Genomic DNA, 16,823 nt, shown 5'->3' with positions numbered 1-16,823 from the left:
TTTATGACATATCTCTTTCTTATTTTACAAAAAAAACGGAAAAAGAAAAAGCTGGCCGCCCCTGTTTGTTCATAAAAATAAAAGGAGCATAAGCTAAAAAGCGCATAACGGCTTTCTAGCTCCAGCTCCCTTTGTGTTCGTGTTTACTTTATAGTACTTTCGCTTGCGCCTGTTTAATCTGCACAGGCCCCATTCCTCTTGGTATTTCAATGTTTTCTCTTGTATCAGCATGTAATGCCTCTGCAATGTAGTCAGCAGCGACATTAGGATCTAAGTCTCCACAAGTATAAACATCAATGCTTGCATATCCGTGCTCAGGAAAACTGTGAATCGTTAAATGTGATTCAGAAATGATAACGACTCCGCTTACGCCTTGCGGTGCAAATTTGTGAAATGCAACCTCGCGCACCTCAGCTCCTGATTTTAAAGCAGCATTTACAAACGTTTTTTCAATAAAATCCATGTCATTCAGCTTATCAAAATCGCATCCCCATAGCTCGGAGATAACGTGACGCCCCATTGTTTCCATAGTCATGGACCCCCCTTAACAAGAATTAAAAAGTGAAGTTCCAACAACTGGGTCGGCTATTTACCACGGGGGAAAGTTAGTCCGGAGAGGTCCTAACCCTTTAAGTAATCCCGAAACAGTCTCAAGCAAGAAGTTCACGAAAAATAGTATACTGTGTTTAAGTCTAATTTGCAAGAAGCGTTTTTTCAGAAATTTGCTGTTAAGGGTTTTTTCTTAAATTGTGTCCATGACCTTATTCTATACAACAGATGGATGTTTCATTCGTGCCGCCACATGGCGGATGAGATCAACTACTCTGCATGAGTAGCCCCATTCATTGTCATACCATGCAAGAACCTTTATTTTCCTGTCTTCCATCACCATTGTCGTAAGCCCGTCAATAACCGCCGAATGCGGATTCGTATTATAATCTGTCGACACGAGCGGTTCATCCGAATAATCAAGCACTCCGTACATTGACGTTTTGGCAGCCTGCCTGAATGCTTCGTTTACCTTTTCTGCCGTTACATCCGTTTTCAAGTCGACAACAAGATCAACTAATGAGACGTTCGGAACAGGCACACGCAAAGCGAGACCGTGAAGCTTTCCTTTCAGGTGAGGCAGAACAAGCGAAAGCGCCTTTGCCGCGCCTGTTGTCGTCGGAATGATGGATTCACCGCATGCCCGGGCGCGGCGCAAATCTTTGTGCGGATTATCAATATTTTTTTGATCGTTCGTATAAGCGTGCACTGTCGTCATTAGACCGCTCTCAATGCCAAATTCATCATCAAGCACTTTCACAACCGGTGCAAGGCAATTTGTCGTGCATGACGCGTTTGAAATAATCACGTGGCGTTCAGCATCAAATTGGTCTTCGTTAACACCCATCACAATGGTAACGTCTTCATTTTTCCCCGGAGCGGTCAGAATGACTTTTTTCGCGCCCGCGTCAATATGTCCCATCGCTTTTTCTTTTGAATTAAACTTCCCTGTTGCTTCAACGACAATGTCAATATCATATTCCCGCCAAGGCAGCTGTTTCGGATCACGGCTGTTTAACAAGAGGACTTTTTTTCCATTCACAACCAGACTGTCTTCTCCAGCCTCAACTTCTTTTTCGTACCGTCCGTGATTTGTGTCATACTTTATTAAATGAGCCAGCGTTTCAGCCGAATAGCTGGCGTTAATAGCCACTACTTGAATTTGATCGTCTAACATTGCTTTTCTAAAGACCATTCTTCCGATTCTTCCAAACCCGTTTATCGCTACTTTTACCTTCATGTTGGTCACCCCTCATCAATTATGTCACTCTAATTTGTTGTCATCTAAAATTAGTATAACACATTAAAAAGAATTCGCCAGTACATATTGATAAAAATCAACGATTATAACGCTAATTTATGATGTATCGTACGTTTTCTTGCACAAAATATGAGGATGAAGAATAAAAAAAGCAGCCAGCGCTGCGCACTGCCTGCTTTATTTTTTTATGATTCCTGTTTCAATTTATCATTGAGCACACTTTCTTCTAATACAGAGAAAGTATCGCCGTATACCTTGTTTATATGATTCGCTCCCCAAGCACAGAGCATATCTAATATGCCTTCTAAGCTGCGGCCGTATTCGCTCAGTTCGTATTCCACTTTAGGAGGAACCTGATTGTACACGATCCGGTTAATGACACCGTCCGCTTCCAGCTCACGCAGCTGCTGGGTCAGCATTTTTTGCGTAATATTCGGCATTAACCGTTTTAACTCACTTGTTCGTTTTTTTCCGTGCGTCAGGTGGCATAAAATCACACACTTCCATTTCCCGCCGATTACTTCAAGAGTCGCTTCAACTGAAATGTTATATTTTTTCCTCTCCATGCGGTTCACTCTCCTTACAGGCACCAAAAAGTGACTATAGCACTTAAAAGTACGTACTTTTCTTTTTTGACGATATCTTTCATAATCACATTTGCCGGCTGATTTGAATCTGCTCTTTATATTTATATAGCTTGCTCGGCAGAATTTCAATCATACAACACATAACAGCAAAGGAGGAACATGAATGACTTCAGCCAATAAAAGCAGCATTCCTGCACTTCTGGCTCTCGCCATTAGTGCATTCGCGATAGGGACAACCGAATTTATCAGCGTCGGCCTTTTGCCGTTAATTTCTGATGATTTACACATTCCTGTAACAACAGCGGGATTGACCGTCTCCCTATACGCACTTGGCGTTACGTTCGGCGCGCCTATTTTAACTTCATTGACCTCAAGCATGTCACGAAAGACGCTATTGCTTTGGATCATGATCATTTTTATCGCCGGAAATACGATGGCCGCGTCAGCCTCCAGCATCGAGGTTCTATTAGCAGCACGTGTGATATCCGCTTTTTCACACGGTGTGTTTATGTCGATCGGCTCGACAATCGCAGCCGATCTTGTCCCTGAAAATAAAAGGGCGAGTGCGATTTCCATTATGTTTACAGGCCTTACCGTCGCAACCGTAACCGGTGTTCCTTTCGGCACGTTTATCGGCCAGCAGCTCGGCTGGCGGTTCGCCTTTATGGTTATTATTGCCGTCGGCATTATCGCTGTCATTGCAAATGGCATTCTTGTCCCTTCCAATTTACGAAAAGGGACGAAAACAACGATGCGGGATCAATTCAAGCTTGTGGCAAATGGCCGTTTACTGCTTTTATTTGTCATAACAGCATTAGGATACGGAGGGACATTTGTTGTGTTCACTTACCTGTCTCCCCTGCTTCAGGAAGTGACAGGCTTTAAGGCCGGCACTGTAGCCATTATCCTGCTCGTATACGGAATTGCCATTGCCATCGGCAATATGATTGGCGGAAAGCTGTCCAATCGAAATCCGATCGGCGCGCTGTTTTATATGTTTATTATTCAGGCGATCGTCCTGTTTACGTTAACATTTACGGCTCCTTATAAAATTGCTGGCCTCATTACGATTCTCTTTATGGGCTTATTGGCCTTTATGAATGTGCCCGGCCTACAAGTATATGTCGTCATGCTGGCTGAACGTTTTGTACCGAGCGCAGTAGACGTAGCATCCGCGATTAATATTGCAGCATTTAACGCAGGAATTGCCCTAGGATCATTTTTGGGAGGCGTGATTACTGATTCCATCGGACTGATTCATACCGCATGGATTGGAGCTTTAATGGTAGCAGGAGCCGTTATCTTAACAGGCTGGAGCCGCCTTCTGGAAAAACAGGATCGGCAGGCAGCCTAACATTTCAATAAGGAGGAAACAAACATGACAACACATTTACAAGCAGCAGCAACACTTCATAACGGGGTGAAAATGCCGTGGTTCGGCCTCGGTGTATTCCAAGTGGAAGAAGGGTCAGAACTCGTTAATGCCGTGAAAACCGCCATTGTTCACGGTTACCGCAGTATTGATACTGCCGCTATCTATGGAAATGAAGCGGGAGTCGGGGAAGGTCTCCGTCAAGGAATTGAAGCAGCCGGCATCACCAGAGAGGATTTATTTGTCACATCAAAAGTGTGGAATGCAGATTTAGGGTATGAGGAAACATTGGCTGCATTTGAAACAAGCCTGTCAAAACTCGGTTTGGACTATTTAGATCTATACCTCATTCACTGGCCTGTGGAAGGCAAATACAAAGAAGCTTGGAGAGCGCTTGAAACATTGTATAAAGAAGGCCGTGTCAAAGCGATCGGTGTGAGCAATTTCCAAATCCATCACCTGGAGGATCTGCTGAAGGATGCTGAAATAAAGCCTATGATCAACCAAGTGGAATTCCACCCGCGTCTCACGCAAAAAGAGCTGATGGCTTATTGCAAAAAGCAAGGCATACAAATGGAAGCATGGTCACCTTTAATGCAGGGGCAATTGCTTGATCATCCCGAACTGACAGACATCGCGCAAGCTTATAACAAATCCGTCGCGCAAATCATGTTACGCTGGGATTTACAGCATGGCGTCATCACCATTCCTAAATCAACAAAGGAACATCGAATTAAAGCGAACGCGAACATATTTGATTTTGAATTATCACAGGAAGACATGAACCGAATTGATGCGTTGAATGAAAATCTGCGCGTCGGTCCTGATCCGGACAATTTCGATTTTTAATCACAAAAACACCGTTCATCAATGAACGGTGTTTTGTTATGCCCAGCAGCTGAGAATTTCCTCAAGCTGCTGTTTTGTCTCTTTGAGTGTGCCGCTGTTGTCTATTACGTTATCCGCTCTTGACACTTTTTCCTCTAATGGCATTTGGGAGCGGATCCGGCTAAGCGCTTCTTCTTCCGTCAATTGGTTGCGCTTGATCAGACGCTCAAGCTGAAGCTCTTTTGTCACACTGACCACAATAATTTTATCAACTAAAGACTCCAATTTACTTTCGAACAATAGCGGGATATCTAATACCACAAATGTCTCCTGATTTGCAATGGACTCATCACGCCGCTTGAGCATTTCCTCTCTGACCGCAGGATGAACAATTGAATTCAAAGCAAGACGCTTCTGTTCATTTGTAAAGACCAGCGCTCCAAGCTTTCTTCTGTCTATATCACCATTTTCGAGCAGAATGTCTTGACCAAATTCGTCAATGATCTGCCGGTAGGCCGGCATCCCTTTTTCTACCGCTTGTTTTGCAATAATATCCGCATCTATGACAGTGATTCCTTTATCTATCAGCATATTGGCAACCGTACTTTTGCCGCTTGCTATTCCTCCCGTTAAACCAATGACTAAGGTCAAGAGATCCACTCCTTTTTACAATTTCCAGAGCCCGATCGTGATCAGCAGAAGCCCCGGCAAAAACGCCATTTTATCGATCCATCTCCATTTAGACAGTATATGTCCGGCATTGATGCCGACTGACACAAACAGCGAACTCATAATCGCAACGGTTATGCTCATCGCAATGGGAGAAAAACCGAGAATGGCCGCTCCCATTCCTGCTCCGAAGGCATCAATCGACAGGGCGAATCCCAATAACACCGCTTCAATTCCAGTAATCACACCGGATTTGTCGATATCCGCACTCATCGGTTTTCTCAAAATATGGATCACAATGCCCAATGACCGAACCTCTAAATTAAGCAGTGTTTTTTCATGCAATAGGTAGTCTTTGTCTTTTGCCGGCCTGAAAAATTGATATAAAACCCACACACCGATTCCAACCAATATTAACCCGCCGAGCTTTTCAGTCACATATACGGGAAAAAACTTGGTGAGAAAGCTTCCGATCAGCATGGATATAAACATAACAGTGCCGGAACAGAAGGCAATGACGATAATGGCTTTTAGCGGTATCTTCATTTTTCGCAATCCATACGTAAATCCGACTGAAAAACTGTCCAAGCTGACAGCTAACGCCAGCAGCAGTATAGAAACCATTTGCATATTCGTTTCTTCCTTTCTGTTGGTGCTCTTGTATCAGATGTTAAATGCCCGGAGATTCATCACAATCATGTATATGGAAAAGTGATAAATCTGTGTTTCCGAAAAACGGCACTTCCTCTATAACTGAGCTACTGATATATGCACCGACAGCTTGGACGATGAAGCATTATTCTATTTTTTCTGGCACTTGGCGCAAAAATGCGTGCCTCTGCCTCCGACGACAATTTTTGTAATCATTGTTCCGCAATTTTTGCAGGGCTCATCTTTTTTTCCGTACACAAAATGCTGCAGCTGAAACATTCCGATTTCTCCTTGAGAATTGATATACGACCGGACAGTGCTTCCGCCGGCATCAATCGCTTCCTGAAGGGTATTTTTAATTTCAGCATGAAGTTTTTTGATGTTTTGATCTGACAGCTGGTTTGCTTTTGTCTCGGGGTGTATGCCCGCTCTGAACAGAGCCTCGTCCACATAAATGTTTCCGAGTCCGACGACCGTTTTCTGATCCAGAAGGGCGGTTTTGACAGCTCGGTTTGTTTTCGCGAGCCGTGCTTTCAAATACGCACTCGTAAATTCTTCTGCATCCGGTTCGGGTCCGAGCTGAGAAAGCGGCAGCTCCCCTGCTTCCTCTCCCGGTTTAAATAAATGCATGGTTCCGAATTTCCGAACGTCCCTGTAACGCAGCTGGGTTCCGTCCGTCATCGTAAAAATGACATGCACGTGTTTATCGTCCGGCTCCTCCTCTTGGTGAAGCCCGTACTTTCCTTCCATACGCAGGTGGGAGACCATGACATAATGATCCAAGTTAAACAGCAAAAACTTTCCCCGTCTTCCGATGGACCTAATGGTTTCTCCTGCTAAGTTTCGCGCAAATTCCTCCGGTTCGGCAGGCCGTTTGATGATATTCGGCCATCTGATCTCTACCGATTTGATTGTTTTTCCTCTTACAAGCCCGGTCAGAGTGCGCCGGACGGTTTCAACCTCTGGTAATTCCGGCACATCCATCACTTCCTTTATCTCTGTTTATTTCGCATCGTACCAGGATGGGCCTGAAGCAAAGTCCACCTTTAACGGCACATCTAATGCAAGGGCATGCTCCATCACTTCTGGAACAAGCTTTTCAAGTATTTCAATTTCTTCCTTCGGCGCTTCAAAAATCAGTTCATCGTGCACTTGAAGCAGCAATCTTGTCTTCAGCTGCTTTTCTTTCAGCTTGGCTGCCATATCAATCATGGCTTTTTTAATAATATCCGCGGCACTTCCTTGAATTGGTGTATTCATTGCCGTCCGCTCCGCAAAGCTGCGGATATTAAAGTTTCGGCTCGTCAGTTCAGGGATATAGCGGCGGCGATGCAGCAGCGTGGTTACGTAGCCTTTTTGCTTCGCGTCCTGCACCGAGTCCTCCATATACGCTTTGACGCCCTTGAAGCTTTCCAAATATCGGTCGATGAATGCCCCGGCTTCTTTCCTCGTAATGCCGAGATTTTGTGAAAGCCCATAATCACTGATGCCGTATACGATCCCGAAGTTGACCGCTTTCGCCTGGCGTCTCATCGCCGATGTCACTTCATCCTCAGCGACATGGAACACATCCATTGCTGTTTTTGTGTGAATATCCATATCGTTTGTAAAGGCTTCGATCAAATTTTCATCCTTTGAAATGTGGGCAAGCACCCGCAGCTCGATTTGCGAGTAATCAGCCGCAAAAATGAGCCAGTCTTTTTCAGACGGAACAAAGGCCTGGCGAATCTTGCGCCCTTCCTCAAGCCTAATTGGTATGTTTTGCAGGTTCGGATCGGTCGAGCTGAGGCGCCCTGTTTGCGTTAAGGCTTGGTTAAAGCGTGTATGCACCTTGTGTGTATCTTTTTTTGTCACCTTTAAAAGCCCTTCGATGTATGTCGATTGCAGCTTGCCGATTTGTCTGTACTGCAAAATATAGTCGACAATATCATGTTTGTCAGCCAGCTTTTCAAGCACATCAGCAGATGTTGAATAGCCTGTTTTCGTTTTCTTCACAACTGGCAGGCCGATCTTTTCAAACAGGATGACGCCGAGCTGTTTAGGAGAATTGATATTAAACGGTTCGCCCGCAATGTCATGAATTTTTTCTTCATATTCCTTCAGCTTGGCGCTCAGTTCTTCTCCCATTCGTTTTAAGCGGTCAACATCAACCTTAACGCCTGTTGATTCCATTTCTCCGAGAATAAGCGCCAGCGGCATTTCCAGCTCCTCAAACAGCTCAAGCTGATCGTTGTTCTCCAGCTCCTGAACGAGCTTTTCTCTGAGGCTTTGAATGGCTAAAGCCTTTCTGACGAGGTGCTCAGACAGTTCGCCTTCTGCCGGCACAGCGCGTTTTGCTCCCTTGCCGTAAACTGATTCATCACTTGAAACGATATGCAAACCGTAATCCTTAGCCACACTGGCAACGTCGTCATACGAATTGCCCGGATTAATGATATAAGCGGCAAGAACCGTATCAAACTCCGCACCTTTCAGCTCAATGCCCTGCCAGCGCAAAGCCACGACAGCCCGCTTGCTGTCAAAGACCCATTTTTTCTGATCGTCATTTTCCACCCATTCTTTAAACACATCAGACTCGACAGCAACGTCTTTGGGAATAAAATAGGCTCCCGTTTCGTTCACTATCGAAAATCCGAGAATCGGCACTTCATGATAATTATCGCCAATCTGTTCAACGACAAATGAAGATGGAGAAACCAATATATCGCTAGTCACATCGGTGACTGTTTTAACATCAATTTCTTCTAAGGACTGATCCTGCTCCGCCTCTACACCGTCTTCCCCGAGCCGTTCAAGAAGCGTATTGAACCCAAGTTCCTTAAAGATGGCAATGACCTGTTCACGATTAAAGCCTTGATATTCCAGACCCGAAACGGATACCTCAATCGGCGCATCGGTCATAATCGTCGCCAATTCCTTGCTCATCAAGGCCTGATCCTTAAATTCTTCGAGCTTTTCCTTGAGTTTTTTTCCGCTTACCTCATCAATTGATTCGAGCAGCTTTTCAACAGAATGGAATTGCTTTAACAGCTTAATCGCGGTTTTCTCCCCGACACCAGGCACACCCGGGATGTTGTCAGAGGAATCCCCCATTAAACCCTTCATATCAATAATTTGGTCAGGCGTGAGTCCGTATTTCTCCTGGACGTGCTCTGGTGTGTAAAACTCAACATCGGTAATTCCTTTTCTCGTAATGGCAACCGTCGTCTGATCTGTTGCCAGCTGTGTTAAATCCTTATCTCCCGAGAAAACCTTTACCTCAAAGCCTTCCTTTTCAGCCGATTTCGCGAGTGTGCCGATAATGTCGTCAGCTTCGTATTGTTCCAGTTCGTAGCGGCTGATTTGATAGGCATCAAGCAGCTCTCGGATAAACGGCATTTGTTCTGAAAGCTCCGGCGGGGTTTTCTGTCTTCCGCCTTTATACTCTTTAAATGTGCCGTGACGAAACGTCGTTTTCCCGGCATCAAACGCAACCAGCATATGCGTCGGCTTTTCATCCTCAAGCATTTTCATCAAAATCATCGCAAAACCGTAAACCGCATTTGTATGAATTCCTTTATCATTGCTTAACAGCGGCAATGCAAAAAACGCCCGGTAAGCCAGACTGTTTCCGTCTACAAGCACTAATTTTTTTCGTTCCGTCATTCAATATCCTCCTAAGAAGCAACAGCTGCTTCCATTCATCTCATAATAATAGTCTATAGCTTCTCTTATTTTAACAAAGTTCAATTTGAAAGGAAAATACGCGAACCGATGAGAACACACAAAAAAGGACGGGAACACAAAAAGGTTCCCGCCGTCAAAATTGGCTCCTTGGATGAAGGGGTTCTACTACATCCTACCAGCGTAGGTTTAACAGTGCATGAAGATATTGTTAAAGCTTTGTAAACATTAGACAGACTTTTCAGCAGCCCGCTTCAGCGTCACAGTAAACACAGTACCGCGGCCCGGCTCGCTAGTCACATCGATTTTCCCTTCATGAGCCTCTATTAAATGCTTTACAATCGCAAGACCGAGACCGGTCCCTCCTGAGTTTCTGCTTCTGTCTTTATCAACGCGGTAAAACCGTTCAAAAATGCGGGGAATTTCTTCTTTCTGGATGCCGATCCCGGTATCGGAAACTTCAATCTGAATTTCTGTTTCACCCGGCTTGACATTGATAGCTACCGATCCCTTCTCCGGTGTATAGGTTAATGCATTGTTTACGAGATTCAAAAACACCTGTTTTAGCCTGTACGGGTCGCCCGCTACATAGAGAGGGTCTTTCGGAACGTTCAGCTGTAAAGAGATACCTTTCTCCGTCGCTTTATGCTTAAGCAGTGTCTCAATATCAGCCAGCATTTTCGCTGCATCGAACGTTTCGATGCTGAGCGTAAAGTTTTGCTGCTCAATCTTAGAAAGATCTAGCAAATCCTGCACCAATGATTGAAGCCTTTTGCTTTCCTTTAAAATAATCGAGAGAAATTCTGAAAGCGCCTCTTTATCCTCCATCGCCCCGTCTAATAGCGTTTCCGTAAAGCCTTTGATCGATGTAATCGGTGTTTTCAGCTCGTGAGAAACGTTGGCCACAAAATCTTTTCTCATCTGCTCTAATTTTTTCGTTTCCGTCATGTCATGAAAAACGAGCACGATCCCTTTCCATTCATCATCCGGCCCCATAATAGGAACGCCGTCCACTTCAAAATAGCGCCTTTCAATTTTAATCGGAAGTCTTAATAGCTTGCATTTCTTCGTCTCAGTCATAAAAATGTCTTCGACAAGCTGGATCACTTCTTCATGTTCAAATGCATCATGGTAAAGACGGCGCAGCATCTGATTTGGATTGACATGAAACTGCTTCGCGTAAGACCTGTTGACGAGATTGATAAAACCTCTTCCATCAATCATAATCAGCCCGGAGCCGATGTTTTCAATCACAGTCAGCAGACGGTCCCGCTGCATTTCCTGCGTCCTCGTCATTTCCATCAGATCAACGGCAAGGCTGTTCATGGCACGGCCAAGCTTGTCAGAACGCCTGATATAACCGCCGTATGTACGGGCATCGTAATTCCCCTTGGACAGCTCTGTTGCCATGTTTGTGGCTGCTTCAATAGATCTTTTATAGCGAGAGGTCATATTAGAATAAAAGAAAACGATAATAATAAAAGCGGTACAAAGACTGGCTGTCAGCATGCCCCACATCTCGCCATTCAGACCTGAGCTTTCTTCACGGGAAGTAAGCAGTACATACCCCGTTTTTTCGCCTTTGCTCCTAAGCGAAAGCCCATAATAAAGCATATTCTCCTCTTTCGCGAGAACTCCCTCATGTCCGGAGACAAGCGCCTGCACCTGCGAAGAATCCGCCGCGCCGCCGTCAGACCCGTACAGCACCTTTCCTTCTGTATCGATAACGGAGGCTTCTACATCAAGCGCACTGCCTGCATCTTTAATGACTTTCTCATTTGCTTGGTCATTCAGATTGCCGGCATCAAGCAGCGATGCCATGTATTTGGCTTCCTTTTCAATGTGTTCCTCCGATTTTTTTTGATCAGAAGATTCAAAGAGCTGCTGTAAAAACAGCCCGAGTACACTAAACACCACAATCATACAGACAACGAGCACAGAAAAAAGGCGCACACGATATTTAATCATTCATTTTTGGCTCCTCCAATTTATACCCCAATCCCCTAATGGTTTTAATATAGATCGGTTTTTTTGTATTCGTTTCAATTTTGTCTCGAAGATGGCTGATATGCACATCAACAATTCTCGTATCTCCGGCAAAATCGTAGTTCCAGACAGCGCTCAAAAGCAGATCTCTCGTCAGCACTCTGCCTTTATGTCTGCCTAAATACAATAACAGCTCAAATTCTTTCGGTGTCAGCTCAAGCTGATTTTCTTTAAAATAAGCTTCATAGTGATCGGGCAGGATCTTCAAATCGCCGATAACAATTTGTCCTTCGGTTTCCTCGTTTTTCATATCATTAGAGGGTGCAGCCATTTCAGAACGCCTTAAAATAGCTTTTACTCTAGCATTGACTTCTCGAGGGCTGAAAGGCTTGGTCATATAATCATCAGCACCAAGCTCAAGACCTAATACTTTGTCAAATTCTTCATCCTTCGCTGTCAGCATTAAAATAGGAAACATGAGTTTTTGCTGTCTCAGCTGCTTGCATACTTCGATTCCATCCAGCTTTGGAAGCATCACATCAAGCACAATTAAATCAGGATTTTCTGTTTCCGCCCTTTTGAGTGCTTCTTCTCCATCCGAAGCAGTAATAACCTCATAGCCTGATCGCTCCAAATTGTACTGCAAAAGTGTAACGATAGATTCTTCATCATCCACAACTAAAATTTTCTTGTTCATGCTGTGCCTCCAGTATCTTAATTCCCCGACATCCTATTTCTCTATTTTATGTCATCTTACCATGTTTCATGATTTTATTTTATCGAAAGCCGGACATTCCGACAATTCGCCTTTTACATCATTTTAAAAGAAAAATACAAGAGGCAGCTGAGGAATGTAGGGAAGCGCTTTCATTTGTAATAAAAAGAGAAAGGCTTCGATTAAACCAGCCTTTCTCTTTTTATTTTAGGATAATACTTTCATCACATTTTTGACAGATTCAACTGATTTATTCAGCTGTTCTTTTTCGTACTCTGTCAATTCAAGCTCAATGATTTGTTCAAGTCCGTTTCCGCCGACAATTGTCGGAACACCAAGGTAGATGCCTTCATAGCCGTATTCCCCTTCAAGATAAGCAATTGTAGGAAGGACGCGGCGCTGATCTTTTAAGATCGCTTCGATCATTTCTGTCAGAGAAGCCGCAGGCGCATAATACGCGCTTCCGTTTCCTAAAAGATTCACGATCTCGCCGCCGCCTTTTCTTGTGCGCTCCACAATGGCGTCAATCCGGTCTTTTGGAATAAGGGTTTCAAGCGGGATACCGCCAGCATAAGAATAACGTACAAGCGGCACCATATCGTCACCGTGTCCGCCGAGAACAAAACCAGTCACATCTTTCACTGACAAGTTTAATTCCTCCGCCACAAACGTTCTGAATCTTGCCGTATCAAGCACACCTGATTGGCCGATTACGCGCTCTTTCGGGAAGCCAGACTCTTTATATACTGCGTATGTCATTGCATCAACAGGGTTTGTCAAAACCACAATGATAGAGTCAGGAGAATATTTCACGATTTCTCGTGTGACGCTTCTCATAATTTTTTCATTTGTAGAGACTAGATCATCCCTGCTCATACCAGGTTTTCTTGCGATACCGGCTGTAATGACAACAATGTCAGAACCCGCGGTATCCTCATAATTAGATGTACCCGTAATTTTCGCGTCAAAGCCTTGAACCGGGCTGGCTTCCAGCATATCAAGGGCTTTTCCTTTCGTCGGGTTCTCCAATTGCGGGATATCAACGAGAACAACGTCCGCCAGCTCTTTTTGAGCGGTTAAGAAAGCTGTTGTCGCTCCGGTAAAACCTGCTCCGATAACAGAAACTTTTTTACGAGTATTTCCCATGTCTCTCTTCTCCTTTATGGCTAATTTTAGGCTTTTTCCTAGCTTAGTCCATGTTTTTAATTAATTCTTCTCCGAACTCTGAACATTTAACTTCAGTCGCGCCGTCCATTAATCTGGCAAAATCGTAAGTTACGACTTTAGAAGCGATTGTTTTTTCCATAGATGTAATGATTAAATCAGCCGCTTCATTCCATCCTAAATGCTCAAGAAGCAGCACACCTGAAAGAATAACTGAAGATGGGTTTACCTTATCAAGTCCGGCGTATTTAGGAGCCGTTCCATGTGTCGCCTCGAAAATCGCATGTCCTGTTTCGTAGTTGATGTTCGCACCAGGAGCAATACCGATTCCGCCTACTTGCGCCGCAAGAGCGTCAGAAATATAGTCTCCATTAAGGTTCATTGTTGCAACAACATCAAATTCGCTTGGACGTGTCAGAATCTGCTGAAGGAAAATATCAGCAATGCTGTCTTTGATAATGATTTTGCCTGCTGCTTCTGCTTCGCTTTGCGCTTTATTAGCGGCGTCTTTTCCGTCTTTTTCAGCAATGCGGTCATATTCAGCCCATGTGAAGACTTTTTCGCCATATTCTCTCTCTGCAAGCTCATAGCCCCAGTTTTTGAAGGCGCCTTCCGTGAACTTCATGATGTTTCCTTTGTGTACAAGCGTTACAGACTTGCGGCCGTGCTCAATCGCATACTCAATTGCCGCTCTGACCAGACGGCTTGTTCCTTCTTCAGAAACAGGCTTAATTCCGATACCTGACGTTTCAGGGAAACGAATTTTGTTGACATTCAATTCATTTTGCAGGAAACTGATAAGCTTTTGCACTTCTTCAGAGCCTTTTGCGTACTCGATGCCTGCGTAAATATCTTCTGTATTTTCACGGAAGATGACCATATCAGTATCTTCAGGGCGTTTTACCGGGGACGGCACTCCAGTAAAATATCTTACCGGTCTCAGGCAAACGAATAGGTCAAGCTCTTGTCTTAGCGCTACGTTCAATGAACGGATACCGCCGCCGACAGGTGTCGTTAACGGGCCTTTAATCGCGATGAAATATTCGCGGATGACATCTAATGTTTCAGCAGGAAGCCACTCACCTGTTTTATTATAAGCCTTTTCTCCGGCATAAACTTCTTTCCACGTAATTTTCTTTTCACCTTTATATGCTTTTTCTACTGCGGCTTCCAAAACTTTTGAAGCCGCATTCCAAATATCAGGACCGGTTCCGTCTCCTTCAATAAATGGGATAATCGGGTTGTTTGGTACGTTTAATACTCCATTAGAGACTGTAATTTTTTCACCTTGTGCCACAATAAAAACCTCCCAGTATGTAATTCTTATTTAGAAAACATTTTATTTTTCTTATATAGAAAACAAAATGATTTTTCTTAACATTCTAAAGTGTAAACCATCTTTGATGTTCTGAACAAGAGGCTAACTTCATTACCATAAGCCAGCCTCCCATGGTTCTTTAGGCTCTTTCTTCAATCGGAACAAAAGTTTGTTTGTCAGGGCCTGTGTAATCTGCACGCGGGCGGATCAGGCGGTTATTGTCATACTGCTCAAGGATATGAGCGAGCCAGCCGGACATTCTGCTTACAGCAAAAATTGGTGTAAACAGGTCATGGTCAATTCCGAGGCTGTGATAAACAGAAGCGGAATAAAAATCAACGTTAGGCGGAAGCTTTTTTTCTGATGTCACGATTTCTTCGATGCGAATCGACATGTCATACCATTTGCTTTCGCCGGTCAGGTTGGTCAGGCGTTTACTCATTTCTTTTAAATGTTTGGCGCGTGGATCGCCATGCTTATAAACGCGATGGCCGAAGCCCATTATTTTTTCTTTCTTTTCCATCTTGGCGCGAACGAAAGGCTCGACATTCTCCACTTCGCCAATCTCTGTCAGCATTTTCATGACGCCTTCGTTTGCTCCGCCGTGAAGCGGGCCCTTCAGTGCGCCGATCGCTGCAGTAATTCCTGAGTAGATATCCGAAAGTGTTGCGACACAGACCCTCGCTGTAAACGTTGACGCGTTCAGCTCGTGATCGGCATGTAAAATCAAAGCTTTGTTGAAGGCTTCGACCTCAATCGGCGAAGGCTCTTCTCCATTTAATGTGTAGAGAAAATTCTCGGCAATGCCGTAGTCTTCTCTTGGCTCAACGGGTTCAAGACCCTTGCGGATTCTGGAAAACGCTGCAACCAGACCAGGCACCTTTGCCTGAAGGCGGATCGCCTTTCTGTAGTTGGCTTCCGGGTTCATGGTATCAGCCTCGCTGTCAAGCAGGCCTAGTAAAGAAATCGCTGTCCGAAGAGCAGCCATGGGATGAACATTTTCGAGGGAATAAGATTTGAAGTGCTCAATAATTTCTTGCGGAACGGCAGCTTCTTTTGCTAACTGCTGTTTTAACTCATCAAGCTCTTTTTTGTTTGGCAGCCTTAAGTGCCAAAGTAAGTAAATGATTTCTTCAAAACTCGCATTCTCTGTCAAATCATCGATATCATACCCCACATATGTAAGGGTATCATCAATAATTGAACTAACAGATGATGTTGTTGCTACAACCCCTTCAAGACCGCGTGTCGCTGTCATATATAACATCTCCTTTTCAATAAATTTCCCCTTTAAGAGTGTTGTAAAAACATGAGGCTAACTTAAAAAGCATGTTGTAAGTATTTCTCCCCCCAAAAGAAAATGCTTACATTTTACAGCCTGCTGGTGCTGAAACCCTTTGCTTATGAAAGAACATAACAAATTCTTATAAGCTTTTTTAAGTTTGCGCCTATTCCTATTATAAACAATAATCAGACATTTGTTAAATGTTTACCTATAATTTTTTTTTTCATTTTATGATTTTCCCGAAAAAACGCCTTTATTTGCGGGTTTTCGGCATAAAAAAAAAAGCGGCAGCAAGCCGCTTTTTTCATGAAGTGAACAGTTTTACGAGCTGCATCGCAATATAAGCAATCCCCGCTCCGATCAGCGGACCCACTGCAACTCCGCCAAAAAGCGCGACTGCAAGTATGGTTCCGATGACAAGAGCAGTGGTGATGTGAGGGTCATTTTCCAGCAGGGTCAAGCCATTTTTGGCAATCAGCGCAACGGCAATTCCCGCCCCCAATGCAATCCATGCATAAGAAGAACGCATTGCCTCACCAAGCTGTTTAAATCCAATCTCTCCTGTGGCGATTGGTACAAGAACAGCTATTGTGATAACGGTCACGCCCCAGTTGATGCCTTTTGACTGGATAGTTGGAAAAAATTTTTGGTCAAGTCCCACGATTTTGATGATCAAAAGGACGGATACAGCAAAAAGCAGTGATTGATTTTTTGCGATAAGTGCAATAGCCAAGAGTAATATTAAAAATAAATTCGCTTGTGTAAACATGCGTCA

The 16,823-nt window shown here is 44.1% G+C and carries 14 protein-coding genes and 1 pseudogene; 2 read left to right on the top strand and 13 right to left on the bottom strand.

Translation table 11 applies throughout. The features are described from left to right. Positions 1–148 precede the first annotated feature (148 nt). From speD to V6D42_RS00955, 3 genes are all read right to left on the bottom strand, one after another. Positions 149–529: an adenosylmethionine decarboxylase gene (gene speD / locus V6D42_RS00965; protein WP_003223584.1), complete on the bottom strand. Its 381-nt coding sequence runs from the start codon at positions 527–529 to the stop codon at positions 149–151. Positions 530–766: 237 nt separating this feature from the next. Continuing rightward, positions 767–1,789: a glyceraldehyde-3-phosphate dehydrogenase gene (locus V6D42_RS00960; RefSeq protein WP_333512115.1), complete on the bottom strand. Its 1,023-nt coding sequence runs from the start codon at positions 1,787–1,789 to the stop codon at positions 767–769. A 206-nt stretch (positions 1,790–1,995) separates the two neighbouring features. Continuing rightward, positions 1,996–2,376 carry a winged helix-turn-helix transcriptional regulator gene (locus V6D42_RS00955; protein WP_029441386.1) on the bottom strand — a complete coding sequence of 127 codons (381 nt, stop codon included), beginning with the start codon at positions 2,374–2,376 and terminating at the stop codon, positions 1,996–1,998. Positions 2,377–2,560: 184 nt separating this feature from the next. Here V6D42_RS00955 and V6D42_RS00950 point away from each other — a divergent pair, with 184 nt between their 5' ends. Both V6D42_RS00950 and V6D42_RS00945 read left to right on the top strand, forming a co-directional pair. After that, on the top strand, positions 2,561–3,751 hold the full coding sequence (locus V6D42_RS00950) for an MFS transporter (protein ID WP_333512114.1): 1,191 nt from the start codon (positions 2,561–2,563) through the stop codon (positions 3,749–3,751). Positions 3,752–3,775: 24 nt separating this feature from the next. Further along, the gene (locus tag V6D42_RS00945; RefSeq protein WP_333512113.1) at positions 3,776–4,618 is read left to right on the top strand and encodes an aldo/keto reductase; all 843 of its coding nucleotides are present in this window, start codon (positions 3,776–3,778) and stop codon (positions 4,616–4,618) included. 36 nt (positions 4,619–4,654) lie between these two features. On the opposite strand, the gene coaE is transcribed toward V6D42_RS00945, so the two are convergent. The 10 genes and pseudogenes from coaE to V6D42_RS00895 form a co-directional block, all read right to left on the bottom strand. Then, positions 4,655–5,248 carry a dephospho-CoA kinase gene (gene coaE / locus V6D42_RS00940; protein ID WP_333512112.1) on the bottom strand — a complete coding sequence of 198 codons (594 nt, stop codon included), beginning with the start codon at positions 5,246–5,248 and terminating at the stop codon, positions 4,655–4,657. A 15-nt stretch (positions 5,249–5,263) separates the two neighbouring features. Continuing rightward, a pseudogene (ytaF, locus tag V6D42_RS00935) lies at positions 5,264–5,914 on the bottom strand (sporulation membrane protein YtaF); the annotation flags it as partial. A gap of 153 nt (positions 5,915–6,067) precedes the next feature. Further along, positions 6,068–6,895, bottom strand: a complete 828-nt coding sequence (mutM, locus tag V6D42_RS00930) for a DNA-formamidopyrimidine glycosylase (RefSeq protein WP_333512111.1) — start codon at positions 6,893–6,895, stop codon at positions 6,068–6,070. Positions 6,896–6,919: 24 nt separating this feature from the next. Further along, the gene (polA, locus tag V6D42_RS00925; RefSeq protein WP_333512110.1) at positions 6,920–9,562 is read right to left on the bottom strand and encodes a DNA polymerase I; all 2,643 of its coding nucleotides are present in this window, start codon (positions 9,560–9,562) and stop codon (positions 6,920–6,922) included. Positions 9,563–9,808: 246 nt separating this feature from the next. Beyond that, the gene (pnpS, locus tag V6D42_RS00920; RefSeq protein ID WP_333512109.1) at positions 9,809–11,548 is read right to left on the bottom strand and encodes a two-component system histidine kinase PnpS; all 1,740 of its coding nucleotides are present in this window, start codon (positions 11,546–11,548) and stop codon (positions 9,809–9,811) included. Further along, entirely contained in the window at positions 11,541–12,263 is a 723-nt protein-coding gene (gene phoP / locus V6D42_RS00915) for a two-component system response regulator PhoP (RefSeq protein WP_010335269.1), read from the bottom strand. The genes pnpS and phoP overlap by 8 nt, the downstream gene beginning before the upstream one ends. A 225-nt stretch (positions 12,264–12,488) precedes the next feature. After that, positions 12,489–13,427 (bottom strand): malate dehydrogenase, encoded by a 939-nt coding sequence (gene mdh, locus V6D42_RS00910; protein ID WP_010335270.1) that lies wholly within the window; start codon positions 13,425–13,427, stop codon positions 12,489–12,491. 43 nt (positions 13,428–13,470) lie between these two features. After that, the gene (gene icd, locus V6D42_RS00905) at positions 13,471–14,742 is read right to left on the bottom strand and encodes an NADP-dependent isocitrate dehydrogenase (protein WP_268448317.1); all 1,272 of its coding nucleotides are present in this window, start codon (positions 14,740–14,742) and stop codon (positions 13,471–13,473) included. A 160-nt stretch (positions 14,743–14,902) separates the two neighbouring features. Next, positions 14,903–16,021, bottom strand: a complete 1,119-nt coding sequence (gene citZ / locus V6D42_RS00900; protein WP_010335272.1) for a citrate synthase — start codon at positions 16,019–16,021, stop codon at positions 14,903–14,905. A gap of 331 nt (positions 16,022–16,352) precedes the next feature. Then, complete coding sequence (locus V6D42_RS00895; RefSeq protein ID WP_010335274.1) at positions 16,353–16,817, bottom strand: DUF441 domain-containing protein; 465 nt, start codon at positions 16,815–16,817, stop codon at positions 16,353–16,355. Positions 16,818–16,823 lie beyond the last annotated feature (6 nt).

Origin of the sequence: Bacillus sp. 0909A (assembly GCF_036765115.1) — a bacterium.
Lineage (GTDB): Bacteria > Bacillota > Bacilli > Bacillales > Bacillaceae > Bacillus > Bacillus mojavensis.
The sequence above is the reverse complement of the archived record's forward strand: the minus strand, read 5'-3'. Positions and strand labels throughout refer to the sequence as shown.